The sequence below is a fragment of the Kitasatospora sp. A2-31 genome, from assembly GCF_022288725.1.
Taxonomy (GTDB): Bacteria; Actinomycetota; Actinomycetes; order Streptomycetales; family Streptomycetaceae; genus Kitasatospora.
Window position 1 is genome coordinate 433,841 of the sequence record NZ_JAKNTA010000003.1, and the last position, 19,728, is coordinate 453,568.

23 protein-coding genes and 2 pseudogenes are annotated in these 19,728 nt (G+C 71.4%); 12 read left to right on the forward strand and 13 right to left on the reverse strand.

The window, feature by feature from the left end; genetic code table 11:
• Positions 1-96: 96 nt before the first annotated feature.
• Entirely contained in the window at positions 97-1,353 is a 1,257-nt protein-coding gene (locus MCM47_RS10710; RefSeq protein WP_238860737.1) for an Ig-like domain-containing protein, read from the reverse strand.
• A 98-nt stretch (positions 1,354-1,451) separates the two neighbouring features.
• Positions 1,452-2,126, reverse strand: coding sequence for a DUF4232 domain-containing protein (locus MCM47_RS10715; protein ID WP_238860739.1), 675 nt, complete (start codon positions 2,124-2,126; stop codon positions 1,452-1,454).
• A gap of 192 nt (positions 2,127-2,318) precedes the next feature.
• Here MCM47_RS10715 and MCM47_RS10720 point away from each other — a divergent pair, with 192 nt between their 5' ends.
• Positions 2,319-3,566, forward strand: coding sequence for a helix-turn-helix transcriptional regulator (locus MCM47_RS10720; protein WP_238860741.1), 1,248 nt, complete (start codon positions 2,319-2,321; stop codon positions 3,564-3,566).
• Between the two features lie 197 nt (positions 3,567-3,763).
• Here MCM47_RS10720 and MCM47_RS10725 read toward each other — a convergent pair whose 3' ends face one another.
• Positions 3,764-4,156, reverse strand: coding sequence for a type II toxin-antitoxin system VapC family toxin (locus tag MCM47_RS10725; RefSeq protein WP_238860743.1), 393 nt, complete (start codon positions 4,154-4,156; stop codon positions 3,764-3,766).
• Complete coding sequence (locus MCM47_RS10730; protein WP_238860745.1) at positions 4,153-4,434, reverse strand: hypothetical protein; 282 nt, start codon at positions 4,432-4,434, stop codon at positions 4,153-4,155. Before MCM47_RS10730 ends, MCM47_RS10725 begins: the two co-directional genes overlap by 4 nt.
• A 159-nt stretch (positions 4,435-4,593) precedes the next feature.
• On the opposite strand from MCM47_RS10730, the gene MCM47_RS10735 reads away from it, so the two are divergent.
• Positions 4,594-4,842 (forward strand): hypothetical protein, encoded by a 249-nt coding sequence (locus tag MCM47_RS10735; RefSeq protein ID WP_238860747.1) that lies wholly within the window; start codon positions 4,594-4,596, stop codon positions 4,840-4,842.
• Between the two features lie 64 nt (positions 4,843-4,906).
• On the opposite strand, the gene MCM47_RS10740 is transcribed toward MCM47_RS10735, so the two are convergent.
• Positions 4,907-5,554: a DUF433 domain-containing protein gene (locus MCM47_RS10740; RefSeq protein WP_238860749.1), complete on the reverse strand. Its 648-nt coding sequence runs from the start codon at positions 5,552-5,554 to the stop codon at positions 4,907-4,909.
• Between the two features lie 145 nt (positions 5,555-5,699).
• Between MCM47_RS10740 and MCM47_RS10745 the strand changes: the two are divergent.
• Positions 5,700-5,915, forward strand: a pseudogene (locus MCM47_RS10745) (LLM class flavin-dependent oxidoreductase); the annotation flags it as partial.
• A 66-nt stretch (positions 5,916-5,981) separates the two neighbouring features.
• Here MCM47_RS10745 and MCM47_RS10750 read toward each other — a convergent pair.
• Complete coding sequence (locus MCM47_RS10750; RefSeq protein WP_238860751.1) at positions 5,982-6,245, reverse strand: type II toxin-antitoxin system VapC family toxin; 264 nt, start codon at positions 6,243-6,245, stop codon at positions 5,982-5,984.
• Between MCM47_RS10750 and MCM47_RS10755 the strand changes: the two are divergent.
• Positions 6,236-6,568 (forward strand): annotated as a pseudogene (locus tag MCM47_RS10755) (LLM class flavin-dependent oxidoreductase); the annotation flags it as partial. The gene MCM47_RS10750 and the pseudogene MCM47_RS10755 sit on opposite strands and share 10 nt — an antisense overlap.
• 49 nt (positions 6,569-6,617) lie before the next feature.
• Here MCM47_RS10755 and MCM47_RS10760 read toward each other — a convergent pair.
• Complete coding sequence (locus MCM47_RS10760) at positions 6,618-7,019, reverse strand: DNA-binding protein (protein ID WP_238860753.1); 402 nt, start codon at positions 7,017-7,019, stop codon at positions 6,618-6,620.
• The gene (locus tag MCM47_RS10765; RefSeq protein ID WP_238860756.1) at positions 7,016-7,264 is read right to left on the reverse strand and encodes a type II toxin-antitoxin system CcdA family antitoxin; all 249 of its coding nucleotides are present in this window, start codon (positions 7,262-7,264) and stop codon (positions 7,016-7,018) included. Before MCM47_RS10765 ends, MCM47_RS10760 begins: the two co-directional genes overlap by 4 nt.
• A 389-nt stretch (positions 7,265-7,653) precedes the next feature.
• Between MCM47_RS10765 and MCM47_RS10770 the strand changes: the two genes are divergently transcribed.
• The 8 genes from MCM47_RS10770 (at position 7,654) to MCM47_RS10805 (ending at position 15,000) form a co-directional block, all read left to right on the forward strand.
• Positions 7,654-8,619 carry a ParA family protein gene (locus MCM47_RS10770; RefSeq protein ID WP_238860758.1) on the forward strand — a complete coding sequence of 322 codons (966 nt, stop codon included), beginning with the start codon at positions 7,654-7,656 and terminating at the stop codon, positions 8,617-8,619.
• Positions 8,620-8,635: 16 nt separating this feature from the next.
• Positions 8,636-9,043: a hypothetical protein gene (locus tag MCM47_RS10775; protein WP_238860759.1), complete on the forward strand. Its 408-nt coding sequence runs from the start codon at positions 8,636-8,638 to the stop codon at positions 9,041-9,043.
• Positions 9,021-10,007 carry an LLM class flavin-dependent oxidoreductase gene (locus MCM47_RS10780; RefSeq protein ID WP_305067961.1) on the forward strand — a complete coding sequence of 329 codons (987 nt, stop codon included), beginning with the start codon at positions 9,021-9,023 and terminating at the stop codon, positions 10,005-10,007. The genes MCM47_RS10775 and MCM47_RS10780 overlap by 23 nt, the downstream gene beginning before the upstream one ends.
• Before the next feature lie 100 nt (positions 10,008-10,107).
• Positions 10,108-10,749 (forward strand): hypothetical protein, encoded by a 642-nt coding sequence (locus MCM47_RS10785; RefSeq protein WP_238860762.1) that lies wholly within the window; start codon positions 10,108-10,110, stop codon positions 10,747-10,749.
• 346 nt (positions 10,750-11,095) lie between these two features.
• Positions 11,096-11,989 carry a hypothetical protein gene (locus MCM47_RS10790; protein ID WP_238860764.1) on the forward strand — a complete coding sequence of 298 codons (894 nt, stop codon included), beginning with the start codon at positions 11,096-11,098 and terminating at the stop codon, positions 11,987-11,989.
• Positions 11,990-12,041: 52 nt separating this feature from the next.
• The gene (locus MCM47_RS10795) at positions 12,042-12,989 is read left to right on the forward strand and encodes a hypothetical protein (RefSeq protein ID WP_238860766.1); all 948 of its coding nucleotides are present in this window, start codon (positions 12,042-12,044) and stop codon (positions 12,987-12,989) included.
• Complete coding sequence (locus MCM47_RS10800) at positions 12,986-13,894, forward strand: hypothetical protein (RefSeq protein ID WP_238860768.1); 909 nt, start codon at positions 12,986-12,988, stop codon at positions 13,892-13,894. Before MCM47_RS10795 ends, MCM47_RS10800 begins: the two co-directional genes overlap by 4 nt.
• Positions 13,891-15,000 (forward strand): hypothetical protein, encoded by a 1,110-nt coding sequence (locus tag MCM47_RS10805; protein WP_238860770.1) that lies wholly within the window; start codon positions 13,891-13,893, stop codon positions 14,998-15,000. The genes MCM47_RS10800 and MCM47_RS10805 overlap by 4 nt, the downstream gene beginning before the upstream one ends.
• Positions 15,001-15,043: 43 nt before the next feature.
• Here MCM47_RS10805 and MCM47_RS10810 read toward each other — a convergent pair whose 3' ends face one another.
• The 5 genes from MCM47_RS10810 to MCM47_RS10830 are packed head-to-tail and all read right to left on the reverse strand — an operon-like array spanning position 15,044 to position 19,539.
• Positions 15,044-15,586, reverse strand: a complete 543-nt coding sequence (locus MCM47_RS10810) for a hypothetical protein (protein WP_238860772.1) — start codon at positions 15,584-15,586, stop codon at positions 15,044-15,046.
• Complete coding sequence (locus tag MCM47_RS10815; RefSeq protein ID WP_238860774.1) at positions 15,583-16,134, reverse strand: hypothetical protein; 552 nt, start codon at positions 16,132-16,134, stop codon at positions 15,583-15,585. Before MCM47_RS10815 ends, MCM47_RS10810 begins: the two co-directional genes overlap by 4 nt.
• Positions 16,131-16,805, reverse strand: coding sequence for a hypothetical protein (locus tag MCM47_RS10820; RefSeq protein ID WP_238860793.1), 675 nt, complete (start codon positions 16,803-16,805; stop codon positions 16,131-16,133). Before MCM47_RS10820 ends, MCM47_RS10815 begins: the two co-directional genes overlap by 4 nt.
• Positions 16,802-19,093 carry a hypothetical protein gene (locus MCM47_RS10825; RefSeq protein WP_238860795.1) on the reverse strand — a complete coding sequence of 764 codons (2,292 nt, stop codon included), beginning with the start codon at positions 19,091-19,093 and terminating at the stop codon, positions 16,802-16,804. The genes MCM47_RS10820 and MCM47_RS10825 overlap by 4 nt, the downstream gene beginning before the upstream one ends.
• A gap of 14 nt (positions 19,094-19,107) precedes the next feature.
• Positions 19,108-19,539: a hypothetical protein gene (locus MCM47_RS10830; protein WP_238860797.1), complete on the reverse strand. Its 432-nt coding sequence runs from the start codon at positions 19,537-19,539 to the stop codon at positions 19,108-19,110.
• Between the last annotated feature and the right edge of the window lie 189 nt (positions 19,540-19,728).

Below are 19,728 nucleotides of genomic sequence, written 5' to 3' on the forward strand. Positions count from 1 at the left end.
TCGCGGAGTCCACCGCGACCGCCGCCCCATCGTCGGGTCGGGCAGGGGGCGACGGTGTCCCACCGCCGCCCCCGGACCCTCACGGAGGGTGTGCGGTTACCACTGGGCCCAGGGGAGGTTCCAGCCACCCATGCCGTTGTCGGGGGCGACCGTCTTCTCCTTGGTGTTCACGACCTTCACGACGTCGCCGACCATCGAGTCGTTGTAGAACCGGCCGGCCACCGAGGTGTCGCTGCCCCCCTTCACGTCCTGCATCGAGACGCAGCCGTGGCTGGTGTTCGCCTTGCCGAACGGGGTGGGCCAGTAGTTGCCGTGCACGAAGGTGCCGGACGTGGTCAGGCGCATCGCGTGCGGGACGTCCGGGATGTCGTACTCGCCGCCGAGCCCGACGGTCCGCGAGTTCATCCGGGTGACCTTCGTCTTGGACATGATCACCATGATGCCGCCCCACGACGGGGTGGCGTCCGCGCCGAGGGTGACCGGCACCGTGGTGCTCTTGCCGTCCCGGACGATCGTCATCTGGTGTGACGCCGCGTCGGCCGTGGAGACCTGCGAGCGGCCGATGGTGAACGGCTCGTCCTTGTCCACGTCGCCGTAGACGCCCGGCGAGACCTCGACGTTCTTCAGCCGGTAGTGGACGGTCACCTTGGTGCCCGGCTTCCAGAGCTCGGCCGGGCGGAAGTCGATCCGGTCGTCGCCGAACCAGTGGCCCTTGACCTCGGTGCCGTTGTCGGTCTCGAAGGTGATGGCCTTGGCGACGGCGTCCTTGTTCTTGATGCCCTTGGTGAACTCCACCGAGACGATCATGCCGACACCGTAGGTGCCGTTGTCGGTGATGTTGTCGTTGGCGGACACCTTCCGGTCCGGCGTCAGCGTGGTGAACGAGGAGGCCGCCGCGGCCACCAGGCCCTCGCCGTCCTTGGCCTGGGCGTTCACCCGGTACAGCGTGCCGACCGCCAGCGGGCCGCTCGGCTTCCAGCCGGTGCCGTCGGGGGTGATCGCGCCGGCCACCGGCTTGCCGTCCTTGTCGGTCACCTCGACCGTGGTGAGCTTGCCGTTCGCCACCGACACGTTGAGCGCGTTGGCCGGCGCGACGTCCTTGGCGCCGTCCTTCGGCTCCACGCTCACCACCGCCGCCGACGTCTTCGGCGTCGTGGCCTGGCCGGAGGCCGTCGTGGCGGCCGCCTCCCCGGGCCTGCCCGTGTCGCCGGGCCCGCTCGTGTCGCCGCCCGCGCTCCCGCCGCTGCAGGCCGCGGTCAGCAGCAGGACGCCGCCCGTCAACATCGCCACCGCACCGTGGCGGAGACGGCTGGTCGTGCGGATCGCGGCTCCGGCCGCGCGAACTGTGTTCACGGTGTTTCCTTGGGGAGGACGGCCGGCCCGGGCGGGCCGGTGGGGCTGAGGGTCGGTCCGGGGCGGCGTCCCGCCGCTCCGCGGAGTCGTTCGGGCTGTCACCAGCTGAGGGCTTCGTCGAGCGACCGCTGCCAGTACGTGACCTTGAGGGAGTCGTCCACGTAGGCGCCCGTCGCCGGCAGCGGCGGATGCGCCGCCGCCCCGAAGCCCTCCTCGCCCGAGGGGCCGTGGAAGAGGACGGCCAGGGACGTCACGGTGTGGCCGTTCGCGGCGCTGCCGTCGTCGGCGGCCAGCCTCACGGTGGCGTAACCGGACTCCCCGGGCCTGAGCGTGACGACGGCCTGCGGGTGCGAGTCCTCGATGGCCGGTGGGACGGACGGGGCCTCGCCGAACCAGACGGCCGGATAGCCGTAGAGGTTGCAGCTGCCGGCACCGGTGTTGGTCACCGTGAGCAGCATGTGGTTGACGGGTCGGTTCAGCGGGGCGGCGGTCGTCCTGGTGCCGTGGCCCTCGCAGGTGACGGGCGGGGCCGGGACGGCGGACGTCCTGGCGTTCGCCGCAGCCCCGGCGGAGGTCTTCGAACCGGCGGGCGCGGGCGTCGCGACCGGAGTTCCGGTGGCGGAGGCCGGACGGGCGGTGGCGACCGTACCCGGTGCGGCGGCCCCGGCGTCGGCTCCCGCGTCGTCGTCGCAGGCGGTCAGGGCGACGGCGGCGAGCGCGAGGGCCGCGGCGGCGGTGATCAGCCGGGTGCGGTACGTGCGGGCGGTGATCACGTGGTCGTGGCTCCTTCCGTTGTTCGTCGGGGCGTCGTGGTGATTGGATGACCGGAGTCTGGGGAGTGATCCGTCCCGGCCGCCAGGGCTGTGGGCAGGACAGGGACGCTGGAACGAACGCACCGGCCCTGACCAGCGGGAACGGGCTATCCCTGGAACGCCGGAACGGGACGTCGAGGGAACGGGGAACGAGTGGCGGGGGCGACGGAACCCGACGGGACAGCGGACTTCGCGCGCCTGCTGCAGGACCTCAGGAGCCGCTCCGGGCTGAGCTACGGGGTGCTCGCCAAGCGGCTGCACATGAGCACGTCCACGCTGCACCGCTACTGCAACGGCACCGCGGTGCCCAACGAGTTCGCACCGGTCGAGCGGCTCGCCCGGGCGTGCCGGGCGACCCCGCAGGAGATGGTGGAACTGCACCGGCGCTGGATCCTGGCGGACGCCGCCCGGGGGCGCCGGGGGGCGCACGGCACGGAGACGGCCCCGACGGCCGATCCGGTCGGCCCGGCGGGTCCGACGGGGACCCACGAGCCGGGCGGGGGCGCCGAGCCGGTGGTCGAGGTGACGCCGGTGGTCGAGGTGACGCCGGCGGCCGCGCCGCCCCGGCGCCGTCGCACCGCGCTGGCCGCCTCGGCCGCGGCCCTCGCGCTGGCGGCGGCCGTGGTGCTGATCGTGCGCCTCTCGCCCGGGGGTGACGCGGCCGACGGGCGGGACGCCGGTGACCGGCGGGCGGCCGCTGCCACGGCGTCGGCGCCGGCCACTACGGGCTCCGCGCAGCCGCCGGCCGCCCCCTCCGCCGCCCCCGCCACGGCCGCACCGGACGCCTCACGCGACAGCGGGCCCGTCCCGCTCACCGTCGGCGTCCGCCCGTACGTCTACGAGGACGCGTGCAGCCAGCACTTCCTCGTCCCGAGCGAACCGGCCCAGGTGGGCCCGCCCGCGAACGAGCACGACGCCCCCCGCTGGGCTGCCGCGTACGGCGCCGTCTCCTCCCGGGAGCAGCAGGTCGCGCTCACCGTCCAGGGCACCGGCGCGGACACGGTCGTCCTGGAGGCACTGCACGTGCGGATCACCGCCCGGAGTGCTCCGCTCGCCTGGAACGACTACGCGATGGGCATCGGCTGTGGCGGTGGCATCGAGACCAAGTCGCTCGACATCGACCTCGACAAGGGCAGTCCCACCGTCACCACCGCGAACGGCCAGCGCGGCTTCCCGTACAAGGTCAGCAAGACCGACCCGGAGGTCTTCTACGTCACCGCGCACACCAGGGAGCACGACGTCCGCTGGGACCTCTCGCTGGACTGGTCGAGCGGCGGCCGCCACGGCACCGTGCACATCGACAACGGCAACGCCCCCTTCCGCACCAGCGCCGACGCCGGCCGCCCCGGCTACGACTACCCCCTGGGCGGCGGCGAGTGGATCAAGCGGGAGCACGGGTAGGCCGCGGACCGGACCCCTCGGGGCGGTCGGAGCGGGCGGCGCAGAGGCGCCCGACCGCCGCCACGGAAGACTCCGTCAACCGGCGCGGCAGTTCCTCGGGCCGAGCGGATGCCGGGCACTCTCGTGACCCCGGCCCAGCGTCTCCCGTGCCTCACGCGCTGACCTGGGGAACGCGGCGAGGCGGCCCGAGTGGGCGTTCAGATCGGCTCGACGGCGATGCGCGGGTGACACAACCGACGCAGGTCGTCCGCGTCGCTGGTGACAACGGTGACGTCGCCGTGCTCCATGTGGGCTGTGGCCGCGAGCATCGCGTCGATGGCGTACTTGTGACCGTGCATCCCTTCGGTCGCAAGCAACTTGCTGGCAGCGCGTGCGATCTCCTCCGTGACGGGGCGCACCTTGGCCAGGGAGACGGCGTGGTCGAACGTCGCCTGCGGCACCTTCGGGTCGCGCGCCTCGACCAGGGTGGCCGCACTCGTCACGACAAGCAGATCCAGGCTTCGGGCGACATCCAGCCATACGGTCATGGCGCGATGTCGGCGGGAGAGCTTGGAGAGGGCCTCGCTGTCGAGTACGAGGGTGCCGCTCACGCGGCGTCCGCCGGAGCCGCGCCGCCCCGGTGATCCGCGTGGTACGTGCGAATGCGCTCGGCCTTGGCCGCGACCTCGGCCGGATCGACCGGGCCGTGCTCCGCTTCGGCGGCAGCGATGTACTCGTCGATGGCCTCTCGCTGCAACTGTCGCTGCACGGCCTCCTCGATGTAGGACGAGACGCCCTGCTTTCCGGCCCGGGCGCGAATCGCCTCCAGGGTCTCGGCGCGAAGGGAGACGCTGGTGACTCGGGTCCTGCCGGGGCGAGGCGTTTCCATGACAGAAGTGTAGTACATGATGTGTGAAGGGTGTGGGTGAGTCGGACGCCCGCTCCGGTGAGATCGGGAAGTGCATCAAGGAGGGGGAGCGCCTTGGCGCCTACGATCCTGTCTCCGGCCAGCAGCGCAAGGGCCCGATCCGGGACGGAAGTGCGGGGAATGATCTGGGTGGTACTCGGTTTCGACCGGAGCAGCGACTCCGTGGTCGTGGAGTGGGAGCTGCCCGAGAGCTTCACCGAGGACGACGCGGCACGGCTGGTCGGGCCGCACCCCGACCTGGTCGGGTCGTCCTTCCCGCTCTCGGAGAGCGAGCTCGCAGCGGTCTCGCGGCTCCTGGGCGTCCGGACGGACGCCGGCCGGGTCGCCTACTTCCTCGAGGCGCAGGACGATTCGCGGGGAGCCCGCTGATCCGTGGTGACGTAGGGTCGCCGATATGCGTTTGAGTAGGGGACATTCTCGTCGAGCAGGATCCTCAAGAGGCGGCCTGCCGGAGTCCCTCGTCCGAGTAACTGTCGACGTAGTCGGTGAAGTCGGCCGCATCACGAGCTGCCTCGGGGGTGACGCCCGGGTAGAAGTCCCTGATCGACTCCGGTCGGATGCCGTCCCTAAGGAGAGCCGCGACCTCCGAGGCGGGAATCCGCGTTCCCTCGATCACCGGCTCACCACCGCGGACCAGTGGATCGACGGACAGGTGGTTCCTGGGGCGCAGCAGGTTCGGAATCTGGCGGCCGTTTCGGTAGAACGGCCGAAGGACATCGACCATCTCGTGGATGACCACGTTGCCCCGCTTGCGCACAAGGTCCACGGCATGATCGGGATCTGCCAGATAGATCGTGCCGTCACCGGCCACGAGTCGGTAGCTGGACAGATGCTCGCGTTCGTCGAGATCGTCGCGCAAGGTGCCCAGCGCGCGACGGATCTTCTGGAGTGAGGCTTCCTCTCGAAGCCTCACGCAGATACGAAGCGCGACAACATCCCGGAACGAGTAGAGAATCGGCCGGGAGGCGGAGATCTCCGGCACGAGGACGGCACCACGAGGGCCTGCGGCCCTGCGCCAGTGAGACAGCTGGCGCAGAGTGGCGCCGGACAGCGCGGCAGCGAGCTTCGGCTCGTAGGACACGGCGGCACCTCCCAGACTTCGCGCGGCAGACTACGGAACCGTACTTCATGGTCTCGTACAGCCGGCACGCTCGCCAGGATTTCACCCGAACGGGGATTCGCCGGAGACCCCGGCTCCGCCGAGCGACTCCCGTAGGGTCGACGGCATGCGCTTGGCCACCGGGATCCTCCCCATTCACCGGTGGGCCGAGGGGCAGAAGATCTGGCGGCCGGCCGAGGACCTCGGGTTCCATGCCGCGTACACCTATGACCACCTGAGCCGGCGGTCCTTCCGGGACGAGCCGTGGTTCGGGGCGGTCCCGACGCTGACGGCGACGGCGACGGCGACCGAGCGGATCCGGCTGGGGACGCTGGTGACCTCGGTCAAGCGTCTTTCATGTATCACACGCTGACTTGCGGAAACGCGGTGATGCGGCTGGATTGGGCGTTCAGATCGGCTCGACGGCGATGCGCGGGTGACACAACCGACGCAGGTCATCCACGTCGCTGGTGACAACGGTGACGTCGCTATGTTCCAGGTGGGCCGTGGCCGCGAGCATCGCGTCGATGGCGTACTTGTGACCGTGCAGTCCTTCGGTGGCGAGCAGCTTGCTGGCAGCGCGTGCGATCTCCTCCGTGATGGGGCGCACCTTGGCCAGGGAGGCGGCGTGGTCGAACGCCGTCTGCGGACCCTTCGGGTCACGTGCCTCCACCAGGGGCCACCCCGATCCCCAAGCGCACTCGACCGCGGGTTGCTCGAACCCGCCCTCAAGCGGGTGCGCGTAGGGTCGGGAGCATGCGACTGAGCACCGTGATCCTCCCCATCCACCGGTGGAGCGAAGGGCAGAAGATCTGGCGGCGGGCCGAGGACCTCGGCTTCCACGCGGCCTATACGTACGACCACCTGAGCTGGCGGAGCTTCCGGGACGAGCCGTGGTTCGGGGCGGTCCCCACGCTGACGGCCGCGGCCGCCGCGACCGAGCGGATCCGGCTGGGCACGCTGGTGACCTCGGTCAAGCCTCGTTCACCCATCACATGCTGACCTGCGGAAACGCGGATCACGAATGCCCTGAGCCGCCCTCGAATCAGATGGCGATGAGCCGGATCCGGTCACCGCAGAGCTTGGCCATGTCGTCGATGTCCGATGTCACCATGGCCACCGGACCTGGCTGGCGGAGCGCCATCTCGGCGACGGTGGCGTCGATGGCGTACTTGTGACCGTGCAGACCGGCCTGCTTGAGAAGCACTGCGGAGGCTCTGGCCGCGTGCCCGGTAACGGGCTCGATCCTGACCTGGGAGAGCACCCAGTTCAGTCGGGCGGTGTTCGCCTTGGCGTGCGAGATCTCCACGATGGTGTTGGCGCCGATGACCAGGCCGGCCCCTATCGAGTGAAAGGCCTTGATCATCGCGAGCACCTCCCGGTCCTGCGAGATCCAGGCGGACATTCCCTGGGAATCCAGCACGACGGTCTCGATCCGCCCACTCACGCGGCAGCCGCCCCGCTGCCCGGCTCGGACGAACCAAAGATCCTCGCGTGCGCGGCGGCGAGCTCCTCTTCGGTGAACGCGCCGTGTTGTTCCTCGTACTGGCGGAGCTCTTCCGCGACCAGTTGATGTCTGATCTGCCGGGCCACTGCTTCCGCGACGTAACCGGAGATGTTGTCCGTGAGTTTCTTCAGCTCGGCCACCTGCTCCGTGGGCAGGGTGACTGTGATGCGTGTGGTAGCCGCCATGAAGCAAGCATACCGCCGGTATGCACACTCTGGCCGGATGATCCTCCCATCCATCGGTGGAGAGAGGGGCGGAAGGTTTGGTAGCGGGCCGAGGGGCTGGGGCTCCTCGTGGCCTACCCGTACGACCACCTGAGCTGGCGGAGCTTCCGGGGCGAGCCGTGGTCCGGGTCGCTTCCGACGCTGACCGAGTGGGCGCGGCTAGGACGCTGGCGACCTCGGTCAAGCCTCGTTCACCCATCATGTTGGGCCGGTACTCAGGTCCTCACCGGCAGCCGGGCACGTACCAGCTCCGGCTTTGATCGCGCCCTCCGTCCGATGGGGCGTAGACGAGGATCTCTTCTTGTCAAACGCAGAGACATCGTCCGATCACTAAATGTAGTTTTACCCCCATGCAAGCTGAGCAGGCTTGCACTGGCGGAGGGGTATCGGGCATGCGAGTCGTATCAGTCATCAACTACAAAGGTGGAGTCGGCAAGACCACGCTGACTGCAAATATCGGAGCGGAGCTGGCGTTTCGGGGGAAGAAGGTACTGCTCATTGACCTCGACCCTCAAGCGAGTCTGACCTTTTCTTTCGTCCGGCCGGAGCATTGGCAGCAAAATCTCGAGGCCGACAAGACGATTAAGAAGTGGTACGAGTCGTTTGACTCCAGCCCGCCGCTTAGCCTGTCTTCACTCATCGTGAGAGCGCCTCGCGTTGGAGACTATCGGAATGGCGGCCTTCTGCGGTTCATTCCCTCGCACCTCGGCCTGATCAATGTTGACCTCGAACTCGCCACAGAGCTCGGCGGGGCATCTCTGAAGCAATCGAAGATCAACTATCTGCGTGTGCATCGGCGCCTTGCTGAAGGCCTGAAGGAAGCCGCCTTTAGTGAGTTCGATGTCATCCTCATTGACTGCCCGCCAAACTTCAACGTCGTAACAAAGAATGCAATTGTCGCCAGCGACAGCGTTCTGATCCCAGCCAAGGCTGACTATCTTTCCACGCTTGGCATCGACTACCTCCGGCGAAGCCTGAGTGAGCTCGTGCGGGACTACAACGAGTATGCGCAGCTTGAGTCCGGTGGCAATGAGGTGCGACCCATAAATCCTGAAATCCTCGGCGTCGTCTTTACGATGATGCAGTTCTACGACGGCCAGCCGATCTCTGCCCTTCGCCCGTACATGCGCCAGACGGCCGCGGTCGGGGTGCCGGTATTCAAAACCTTCGTCAGGGAGAGCAAGACATTGTTCGCCGGCTCGCCCAGCAGTGGGTTGCCGCTAGTATTGAGAGACGGAAAGACAACGACCGAGAAGAAAATTCTCAAGGAACTTGAAGGCCTGGTTTCAGAATTCCTGCTCAAGCTTGGGGCGTGACGACGTGGAGCCCTCGATGGAAAATCCCAACGCAGTGCTCGGCCTGATCGGAGCATTCCTGCAGTCCCTGTCGCCCGAGCAGGTCGAAGACCTCCTGTCAGGGCGATCCCGGATAGCTCTGGTGAAGCGACAAGTGCAACGAGAAGTCAAGACCCTCGAAGATCCTGCAGGGGTCGATTACGACCAGCTGCGGGAAGATTTGTCCGGCGCCCCGTCAAGGGAATCCGGAGAAGAGTATCTGGAAAGTAAAAAGCTGGGCCGTTCCGGCCTACTGGCACTTGCGCGATCATTGGACATTCCAGTCCGCAAGGGTGACAACATGAAGACACTTAAGGAAGGGATCATCGAGGCCACAATTGGATATCGGTTGAGGTCTGGGGCAATCCGGGGAGAATGGCCGGATGGGGGCGGGTCGGGTGATTAGAAGATCCCGGCCGGTTTCATTTCGCCAGTCGAGGGCCTCTCTGCCAGCGACCCTAGCCCCCAGTAGGGTCGGGAGCATGCGACTGAGCACGGTGATCCTCCCCATCCACCGGTGGGCCGAGGGGCAGAAGATCTGGCGGCGGGCCGAGGACCTCGGCTTCCACGCGGCCTATACGTACGACCACCTGAGCTGGCGGAGCTTCCGGGACGAGCCGTGGTTCGGGGCGGTCCCCACGCTGACGGCCGCGGCCGCCGCGACCGAGCGGATCCGGCTGGGCACGCTGGTGACCTCGCCGAACTTCCGGCACCCGGTGACGCTCGCGAAGGAGCTGGTCTCCGTCGACGACGTGTCGGGCGGGCGGCTGACCGTGGGGATCGGGGCCGGCGGGACGGGCTTCGACGCGACGGCGATGGGCCAGGAGGCGTGGTCGCCCAGGGAGCGGGCCGACCGGTTCGGGGAGTTCCTGCCGCTGCTGGACAAGCTGCTGCGGCAGGACGCGACCACCGAGACCGGCACCTACTACTCGGCCGTCGAGGCGCGGAACATCCCCGGCTGCGTGCAGACGCCGCGGGTGCCGTTCTACGTGGCCGCGACCGGCCCGCGCGGGCTGAAGCTGGCCGCCGAGTACGGGCAGGGCTGGGTGACGTACGGCGACCCGCGCGGGCCGGCCGACGTGCCGGTGGCGCAGGCGCCCTCGGTGATCAAGAGCCAGATCGAGAAGCTGACGGTCGCCTGCGAGGCGACCGGCCGGGACGTGGCGACGCTGGAGAAGGTGCTGCTCCAGGGCTCGACCGCGGAGAAGCCGCTGCAGTCGGTGGACGCCTTCGTCGACTGGGCCGGCGCGTACCGGGAACTGGGCGTCACCGAGCTGGTGATCCACTGGCCGGTGCCGGACTCGATCTTCGCCAACGACCTCGCCGTCTTCGAGCGGATCGCCACCGAGGGCCTGGCACAGCTGGGCTGAACCGGGGTCGGGGTCAAGGGGGGGGTGTCGGCGGCAGGCGCTAGTCTGTCCGCCGCACCTACCAGCTGATCATGCGTCACCAAACGGGGGTTCCTTCGTCATGCCTGCTCTCCGGAGAACGTTCGGCGCCGCACTGGCCGCCACCGCCGCACTGGCCGCCCTGACCGCCTGCGGTCCCGACAACTCCTCGGACCAGGCCGGGGGCGGCGGCGCCGACAAGCCCGCGGCCACGACCCCGGCCACGGCCGCGCCGACCGGGGCCGCGACCGGGGCCGCGCCGACGGGCAAGCCGGGCGCGACGGGTACGACCAAGCCCGGTGGCACCGCCAAGCCCGGCGGGACGGGCAAGCCCTCGGCCGGCGCGAGCGACGAGCCGGAGGGATTCTGCGACGCCGCGCCGCTGCCCGCCGGGCAGAAGTGGATCTACCCGGTGAAGGGGACCAGCACCACCACGCTGGTCTACAAGGACACCAAGACCGCCTGCGGCGTCAACGACGTGGTCTTCGAGCCGACCGGCGCCGACAAGACCGCGCCGTTCGCGCCCACCGTCAAGGGCCACCTGAACTCCGTGATGGTCCCGTCGAAGGACGTCAACCTCGCCGACCTGGTGAAGCACATCAGCGAGTGCCTCGCCGACCCGACCAGCAGCAAGGGCTTCTACCCCTGCTCGGGCGGGGACTACAAGGTCGCGATCGACTCCTCGGGCAAGGTGGTCGAGCTGACCGAGCGCGCCCACTCCTGATCCGCGGAGGGCGCACGACGCCCGGCCCCCGGAGCGCCGGGCCCCCGGAGCGCCCGGCCGTCGGCGCCCCGGACGGCCGGGCGGTCCGGGGGGTCGTGAGGACCGTGGGAGAGCGCGGAACGGGGCGGCCCGGCGGAAGGTGCCCGATCCGCCCGTTGCGGTTCGATCACGGCGTGTCCGATTGGTTGATCATTGTGACGGAGTGCGGTGATTGATTTCGTTGGCAGTGGTGTGGACCGGCTCTCATAATTCCAGCTGAGACGCGTGACGGTCGGCCCGAAGGGCCACGGGGGGTGGCCCGCGAGGGGCCCGCGCGCGACATTCCACATGCCTCCGGGGGAGTTCCTTGTCCGCGCCCGAAAACGTTCCGCCTGCCGCCGTCCCGGCGACGGTGGAGGCGTCAGACACCCAGGCCGTTCCGGCCGTGCCCGCCGAGCCGGCCGCGATGCCCGTGCCCGCCGAGCCGGCCGCAGCGGCGCGCCGGCTGCCGCGCGCGGCCGGCGTCGCCCTCGCCACCGCGGGCCTGCTCGCCGTCACCGCGACCAGCGCCGTCGTCACCGTGGCCGTCGGCAAGCCGGATCCCCGGCCCGCCGCGGCCGCCGCACCGGCCGCGGCGCCGGCCACCGCCACGTCGAGCCCGAGCGCGTCCGCTCCGGCCGCCGCCCCGTCGGCGCCGAGCGCCGTGCCGACCACGGCCCCGCCCGCCCCCGAGCCCAAGCCGACCAGCACGGTCCGGGGCACCGTCAAGGGCGGCAAGCACGAGGGCGACCTGCGCTACTTCCTGCTCCCGATCCCGGACGGCGGAGAGTCGTACGGGCCGGTCGACGGCATGACGATGGACGACGACGCGGTGGCCGACATCTTCGGCAAGCAGGACGGCATCATGCGGATCCTCGGCAGCTACGGCTACCGGGACGCCGCCACCCGGACCTACCGCACCGCCGACGGCAAGGCCGAGGTCACCGTCACGCTGATGCGGTTCGCCACGACCGGCGGGGCGAGCGACTTCGCCAAGAACCACACCATGAAGCTGGACCCGATCGACATCGACGGGGACCCCGCCGCGCACGGCTACCTGGACCGGCCCAAGCAGCAGGCCTACACCGGCTCGATGGCCGGCATCTCCAGCCAGGGCGACGTGCAGTACACGGTCGACGTCGACGTGAAGGGCACTCCGGACAAGGCCCTGCTGAGCGAACTGATGAAGCGCCAGCGCGAGTGGCTGTCCAACGGCGGCTGAGCCCGCCGCCGTCCCGTTCCACGTCACCCTTCCTGCCTCCTGGAGCCCTTCCGTGACCACCGAATCCGTGGAGCCGTCGGCTGCCGACGCGCCCACGCAGGCCGCGCCGCGCCCCCTCGCGCCGCCCGAGCCCGTGGAGCCGGCCGCGCCGGCCGCGCCGGCCGCACCTGCGCCCGTCGCCTCACCTGTGCCCGTCGCCGCACCTGCGCCCGCCGGGACGCCCGCTGCGTCTGCAGCCGAACCCGGCGCCGAACCCGCCGCAGCGCCCGCCTTCCCGCCCGCCTTCCCGCCGGTCGCCGGCCCGCTGCCCACGAGCCGGCCCCGCCGGCCCCGACCGGTGCTGCTGCTGGTCTCCGGGCTGCTGCTCGGGGCCGTGGTCGGCGGTGCCGTCGGCTACGCGGTCCAGGCCGGCCGCCCGCCGACGCCGCTGCCGCCGATCCAGGTCGCCCTGCCCTCGTACCCGGCCGCGGTGGTGGACCCGCGTGCGGCCGCGGCTGCGGCGCCCAAGCCGCTGGCCGTCGACGGCGACCTGCGGAAGCTGCTGGTGCCGGCCCCGGCCGGCGCCACCCCGTGGGCCGACTACCCGGACACCCCGACCTGGATCACCGTCGGCGAACTCGCCGAGCGCAGCGGCCGGTCGGCGGAGGTCTTCAGGACCCTGAACGCCAAGGACTTCCGGCGGGCCGTCGAGGTCGACTGGAAGCAGGACGGTCTGAAGGTCCGGGTCTCGCTGATCCAGTTCTCGGCCGACCGCGCCGCCGAGGCGAAGTCCCGGGCCACCGGCTACAACCTCAAGCCGTTCGCGGACGACGCCAACGGCGGCTACCAGGTGGACTCCGAGGCTTCGTACTGGGCCGAGACCACCGAGAAGTACTACCTCGGGACGGCGCACGCGCAGCGCGGCACCGTGGTGATGGAGATCAAGGTCTTCGGCACGGAGCCGGTGAACCCCGATGTCGTGAAGGGCATCGCCAAGCAGCAGTGGGAGCGGCTGGTATGACCGACAGCACCGTGACCGGGGCGGCCTCCCCGGAGCCGACCCCGGGCGTCGACGCCACGCCGGCCCCTGCCGCCCCCGCCCCTGCCGCCCCCGCCCCTGCCCCCGCAGTTCCGGCCTCTGCTGCTTCGGCCGCCGAGCCGTTCCCGGCCCCCGCAGTTCCGGCCGCCTCCGGCCGCCGGCTCCTCCGGGCCACCGGCGCGGTCGTCGCGGCCGCCCTGGTCGGCGTGGTGATCGGCCTCGGCGTCATCAGGACCCATTACGACGGTCCCGCGCCCGCCGCCACCGCCGCCGCGCCGACGGCCGCACCCGCGCCGACCGCCGGCCCGACCCCGTTCGGCGCCAAGTCCAACGGCAACCACTTCGGCTCGCTGCGCGACCTGCTGCTGCCCGTGCCGGCCGGCTACGCGCTCGGCCCGGACGAGGGCGGCTACGGCAACGACGTCGAACTGGGCGCCGACCTGCTCTCCGCCGAACTGGACGACGGTCTCCAGCAGATCCCCAAGGACAAGCGGGACAAGCTCCGCCAGTACTGGGAAGGCCTGCATGTCAAGGCCACCGGCGTCCGCACCTACAAGGCCAAGGGCGACGACCTGGTCATCGGGATGAAGCTGCGTCAGTTCAACCAGCAGGAGGTGCAGAAGCAGAACGAGTACACGGCCGTCTTCACGGGCGACACCGGCCTCTTCCGCATCGGCCCGACGGTCCCCGGGCACCCCGAGGCGCACTGCTACCTGATGCCGGCTCCGCCGTCCGCGCCGATCGACTACCTGGAGTGCTCGGCCGCCGAGGGCGACCTCCTCGTGATCATGAACGCCGAGGGCGTGGCGCCGCTGCCCAAGGACAGGATCGTCGCCCTCTTCACCCAGCAGCTCGACCGCCTCGCCAGCCCGGGAGCGTCCGCATGACCGACCACGCCACCCCGCACGACGCCGCGGCCACCCCCACCGAGGCCCCTCCGGCAGCACCGGCAGCACCGGTGGCGCCGATCGCGCCGCCGACCCCCCAGGCCCCGCCCGCCGGCGCCCCGGTGGCGGCCGAGCACGATCCCTGGGGCGCACCGGACGCGACGGCGTTCCCGTCGCCGGTCCCGCAGCCGAGCCCCGAGGAGCTGGCGGCCCGCCGGACCCGCCGGCGCCGGGCAGCGGTGCGCTGGAGCGCGGCCGTCCTGGTGTTCGCCCTGGCCGGTACGGGCGCCGCGCTCGGCGTCACGGCGCCCGACCGCACCGACCTCCCCGGTCTGGCCACCGAGAACGACGGCCGCTACACCTTCCCGGCGCTGGTCCTGCCGCCGCTGCCCTCCGGCAAGGCGGCGCCGCGCGACAGCAAGAGCCGGCACGCCGCCGACCTGCGGTTCCTGCTCCTGCCCGTGCCCAGGGAGGCGGGCGGTTCGGCGGCCCCGGCGGTCTTCCCGTCCCCGACCGCCCCGGCGCCGACCACTCCGGCGCCGACCGACCCGAGCGCCTCCGGCGCTCCCTCGGCGAGCCCGTCGGGGACGTCCTCCGCCACCGCGCCGGCGAGCCCGGCCGGCTCCCCCTCCACCTCCCCCTCCGGCGCCGCGGCGGCCCCGGCGGCGTGGGTGCCCTGCGACGCGATCGCCGACGAGCAGAAGGAGGCCGGCAAGCTGCGCACCCTGCTGCTGCAGGACGCCTGCCGCACCGCCACCGTCCGCGAGTGGACCACGGCCGACGGCACCCGCACCCGGATCCGGCTGCTCGGCTTCGGTTCCTCCGCCGAGGCCTGGGACGTCTTCGCCGACCTGCGTGCCAACGCCGATCCGAAGGACGTCCCGGGGCTGCGGATCGGCTCCGTCCAGGGCTGGGACACCGTCTCCGGCGTCGACCTCGCCACCAAGGAGACCCCGGCCGGCGCCGCCACGGCCGGTCCCACCGGCCGGGTGGCCTACCTGTCGGCCGGCGACGTCGTCGGTGTCGTCACCATGACCAACCCCGAGGGCGTCCCCACGGCCGCCTTCCGCCAGGTCGTCACCCTCCAGTCCGACCTGCTGGCCTGAGCAGGGGTCGGCCGCGGGCTCGGCGGCTGTCCGCGCCCCGCGGTCACCCCGTCGGCGTCGGTCGGGGGTCGCGGGCGCAGTCGAGTGCTTGGGTTCCGGCCGCGGCCCGGGCGAAGACGGCCGCCAGTTCGGCCATGCGGGTCGCGCCCGGCCCGGCCACGGGGTGGTCGGTGTCGCCGGTGAGTCGGACCGTGGCGAGGTAGGGCCTGGTCCGGCCGGCGGGGCCGCAGTCGAAGCGGGCGGTTCCGACGGTGTCACCGGGCGCCGGGGCGCCGTCGGCCAGGCCGAGGGCCGAGGCGGTGAGTGTCCGGCCGCCCCCGCCCTGCACCACACAGATCAGCACCGGGCCGGACTTGTCGTCCCCGGGCCGGTACTGGGTGTCCAGCCGGACCCGCTGGGTGGCGCCCAGCAGGCCGGCGAACGCCGGGTCGGCGAGCGTGCTCATGCACTCGCCGTGCGCGAGGTCGACGGCGGGCGGCCGGTGCTCCGAGGCGTCGAGGTACCGGTGCCAGCCGAGCAGGCCACCGCCGAGCAGCACGATCAGACCCGCAGTCACCAGGGCGGGGCTCAGTTCGGAGCGCTTCATCCGCAGACCTCCTTCCGCTGCCCCGCCAGCGCCTCCCCGGCGACCTGTTCCAGATCGGGCCGGCTGGTGCGGGCCGCCTCTCCGGCCGTCACCTCCAGCAGCACGTGGGCGACCGGGGCTCCTGGGCAGTAGTCGGCGACGGCGGCACCGTCGGCCCAGGAGGCCGACAGGACGCCCGCGCCGAAGGTGTGTGCGTCCGGCCACCGGGCCGCCTCGTCGGACAGCGCCGCCGAGCCCTCGCGCCGGACGGCGGAGAGGGTCAGCGCGGTGCGCCCGTCCACCCGGATCGAGCAGCGCCGTGCGCCGGCTCCGGGGCCGCCGTACCCGTCGGCCTCCCGCGCCTCCACGTCCTGTGCACCCGGCGGCAGTAGCCGCCCGAGCGGGGTGTCGGCGCCGGTGGGCAGGCCGCAGAGACGGGCGGCCCGCCCGGGTTGCTCGGCCGGCCGGTGGTGGTCCCAGTCCAGGTAGCCGACCACCCCGGCGGTTGCCACGGCCAGCCCGAGCCCGGCCGACCGCAGCAGGACCCGAGACGGCCGGGCCGTGCTCATGCGGCCGGGCTGGACGAAGCCGAACCGGCCGAAGCCGCGCCCGAGGCCGCGGTCAGCACCGGCTCCCCGCTCGGCCACGCGACCGTCGCCGAGCAGCCGAGCAGGCCGCCGGCCGCTCGCCGGGCACTGTCGGTGGCGAGCCGGGCCCAGGCTTGCGCGGTCCACCGGCTCGCGGGCGACCGCGGTGCCTCGCCCGAGGTCCAGGAGGGCGCGGCCTGGACGGTGAAGTAGAGCGGCTTTCCGGACCTCGCGTACGTGCCGTCGCACCGGAACGTCAACCGGGCGCCCCACTGGGTGACCTGGCTGCGGTCGCCGAAGCCAAGCGAGTACACCGGCTCGCCGGGTTGCGGGTCGGGCCCCTTGACGGCGCCTTCCGGGGTCTCGCTGCCGGTCAGCCGGACGCTGAGTCCGAGGCCCTGCTTGGCCTCGGCCGTGCAGTCCAGCAGCTGGAGCCCGGCCTGCTTGGTCGCGTCGAGCTGCCGGTCGAGCCGGTACGTCGGGGCGGCGCCGTCCTCCAGCAGCGCGCCGGCGCGGTCGGTGCGGACCACCCCGTCGCAGGCCGTGCTCTCGGCGGCGGCCTTGCCGGAGCCGTCGCTGCCGCAGGCGGCCAGGCCCAGGGCGGCGGTCAGCGCCAGGCCGGCCGCCGCCGCGCGGCGTGCTGCTCTCATCATCCGGAGACCTTCCCGTTCGAGCTCTGGTTGCTGTTGGAGCCATCGGTGTAGCCGTTGAGCGCCTGGTCGCCGGCGTTGTCGGCCAGCCGCTTGAGGTCCTCGGCGCTGAGCTTGCTGTCGTGGCCGGCGTCGAGGACGGCCTGGCTGGCACTGATCGCCGCCGCCTGCCGGCCCTCGGCGACGTAGTCGCGGGCTTCCTGCCGGCCGTCCTCGGTGGTGTCGCGCTCGTTGGCCTTGACCACGCTGTCGGCGATCTCCTCGATGATGAAGTTGGCCGCCTCGCCCGCGACCGGGACCCGCTCGGTGACCAGGCCGATGGTGGTGGTGAAGGCCGTCGTGGCGTAGCCGGCGTTCTTCTCCAGCGCCTCGTTGTACTCCTTGTCGGAGCTGGCGTGCTCCTGGTGGACCTCGTGCACCCGGGCCTCGTTGAGGATGCCGCTGACGACGCCGCCGGCCCGGGTGTCGGAGTTGATGTCGGACTGCAGCCGGGCGAAGTCGCCCTGCCCGCTGTCCAGGTCGCCGCGGACCAGCGCGGTGGTGTACGCCTGGTTGGCGTTGACCAGGGCGCCGTACGCGTCCGGGTCGCGGCCGAGCGCGTCCAGCAGCCCGTGGACCGATGAGCCCTTGAGGTCGGCCGGGGCGCCGTTCACCGGAAGGTCGCTCTTGTGCGGGGAGAGCGCGCGCTGGACGTCGCCCATGTACTCGGCGGACATGTGCCCGAGGCTGTCCCGGAGCGGAGCGAACTTGGCGTCCTCGCCCTTGAGTTCGTCGAGGACCCCGCCGTTGCCGTGGTTGCCGAAGGTCTCCACGACCTTGTTCATGACGGCGGCCTGCTCGGCGGTGTGCTTGGGTGGCGTGCCCGAGTGGTCGTCGTAAGGCCGCCCGGTGGTGGCCGCCTCCAGGGCGTGGCCGAGTGCGTCCGGACCGCTCTTCATGCCCGCCTGACGCAGCTCGTTCTTCTGCGAGACGTTGTCCGGCGTGTACTCCTTGTCGTGCGTGAAGTATTCGAGGTAGTCCCCCGGCTTCACCTTGCCGTTCGGGTTGACGGTCCCGTCGGTGTTGTACGCGGTCGGCGGGTCGTTGAAGAACTTGGTGGCCGCCGCCGGGCTGTGGCCGAGCGCCTCCAGGACCGCCGTGGTCGGCTCGAAGCCCGAACCGCCTTCGGCACCCAGCAGGTTGTAACCGCGCCGGTCGCTGCGCGGCGGCATACCGGCCGGCGAGGGCCAGTACTTCTCGTCGGTGTCGAGCTGGGTGATGTGCTCGGCGATCGGGTTGAGGAAGTGCGGGTCGTAGTCGCCGGTGCGCAGGATGCCGGAGAGCACCTGGTAGCCGTACGGCGCGTAGTCCATCCCGCTCTGCCGGTAGGGCTTGTCCCACATCTTCTCGGCGCCGGCCTTGCGCAGGTCGGCGGCCCACTGGTCGGGCAGGTGCGGCACGTTGCCGGGGCGGGTGGCGGTGGCCAGGTTGAGGCCGAGGTTCTTCTGCAGCTCCTGGTACTGCTTCCACCGGGCGTCGCTGGCGCCGTTGAACTGCTGCTCCTCGCCGACCATGCTGTTCCAGGCCTGCAGCGTCCCCTTCGGGCCGAGGTCCTGGTAGAAGCGGGTGGAGAACAGCGGGTCGTTCTGGTTGGCGGCCAACAACGAGTTCAGCTCGGTGAGTTCGGCGTCGCTGATCTTGCCGCCCTTGCCCGCGAGCTGGGCCGCGCGGATCCCGTCCGCGTCCGGCCCGGCGCCGACCGCCTTGGCGTTGAAGGACTTCAGGTTGTCGGTGGTGGTGTCCGAGCGCATCGCCCAGGCGGCGCGCTCGTCGGCCGCGGTGGCCTCCTGGACGGCCGCGTCGATCGCCTTGCGGGCCGCCTCGGCCTTACCCCGGTACTCGGCCTGGTAGGCCTGGTTGGCCTCCGGGTCGTGCCGGGTGGCGTTGTCGGCGGGCGGCCAGGAGACGGTGCCGTCGGAGGTGACGGTGAGCCCGCCGGCCCGGGCGTCGGCCACCGCCTTGTCGAGCTTGGCCCTGGCGCTCTGGAAGTCGTTGCCGGCGTCCCTGAGGACGGAGGCGATCGCGGTCGCCTGGGTGACGGCCGCGGTGAGCTGCTCGTTGACGCGCTGCAGCTTGGGCCGGGCCGCGTCGGCCGAGGGACCGGTCCAGTTGGCGGAGTTGACCTTGCCGATCACCTCGCCGTCCCAGTCCCGGTCCATCGCCTGCAGCTTCTTGACCACGTCGTCCCAGGCGGTGGCGGCGGTGCCCAGGACGTCCAGCTTGGCGGTGCTCAGTTCGTGGAAGTCGACCATGTCGTCCGTCCCCCTCAGGCGTTCATGTCGTGCTTGACCGCGGTCTCGTTGTTGCGGTAGTTCGCCGCGGTCTGCCGCAGCGCCTGGGTGATCTCGCCGATCGTGGTGTTCAGCGCGGCGATCTGCTGGTCCCAGGTGGAGCGGGTCTCGCCGGCCGCCTTGCCGGTGCTCCAGTTGGACAGCGAGGTGGCGACGGCGGAGGTCTCGTCGTCCGCTGCGAGCCCCTCGCCGGTCACCCGGCCGTGGATCTGGTCGGACGCGTTGGCGGCGCCGTCCAGGGCGGTGTGGTCGACCGTGACGGTCCCGCCGCCGTCGCCCGGCGCGTTCGAGGAGTTGAGGCGGGTACGGGCGGTCTCCTGGGCCCGGGCCTCGGCGGTCAGGTTCCCCGAGGCGTCGTACGCCCAGGGGTTCATCATCCGGTCGAACTCGGTCGCGCGGTCGGTCATGCTCATCGCTCCTCCCCCGTCCGGGCGTGTCGCCCGGTAGGCCCCCGTCAAGAATCCGACAAGAGTACAAGGGGAGATCGTTTCTGCCGACCCCTAGGGGGCTGGTGGTGCGGCGTCATACCGCAGCAGCAGGAAGGCTCGTCATTCCAGCTCATGGCCCGCGCAGGAAGCCCACACTACGTTTGTGGA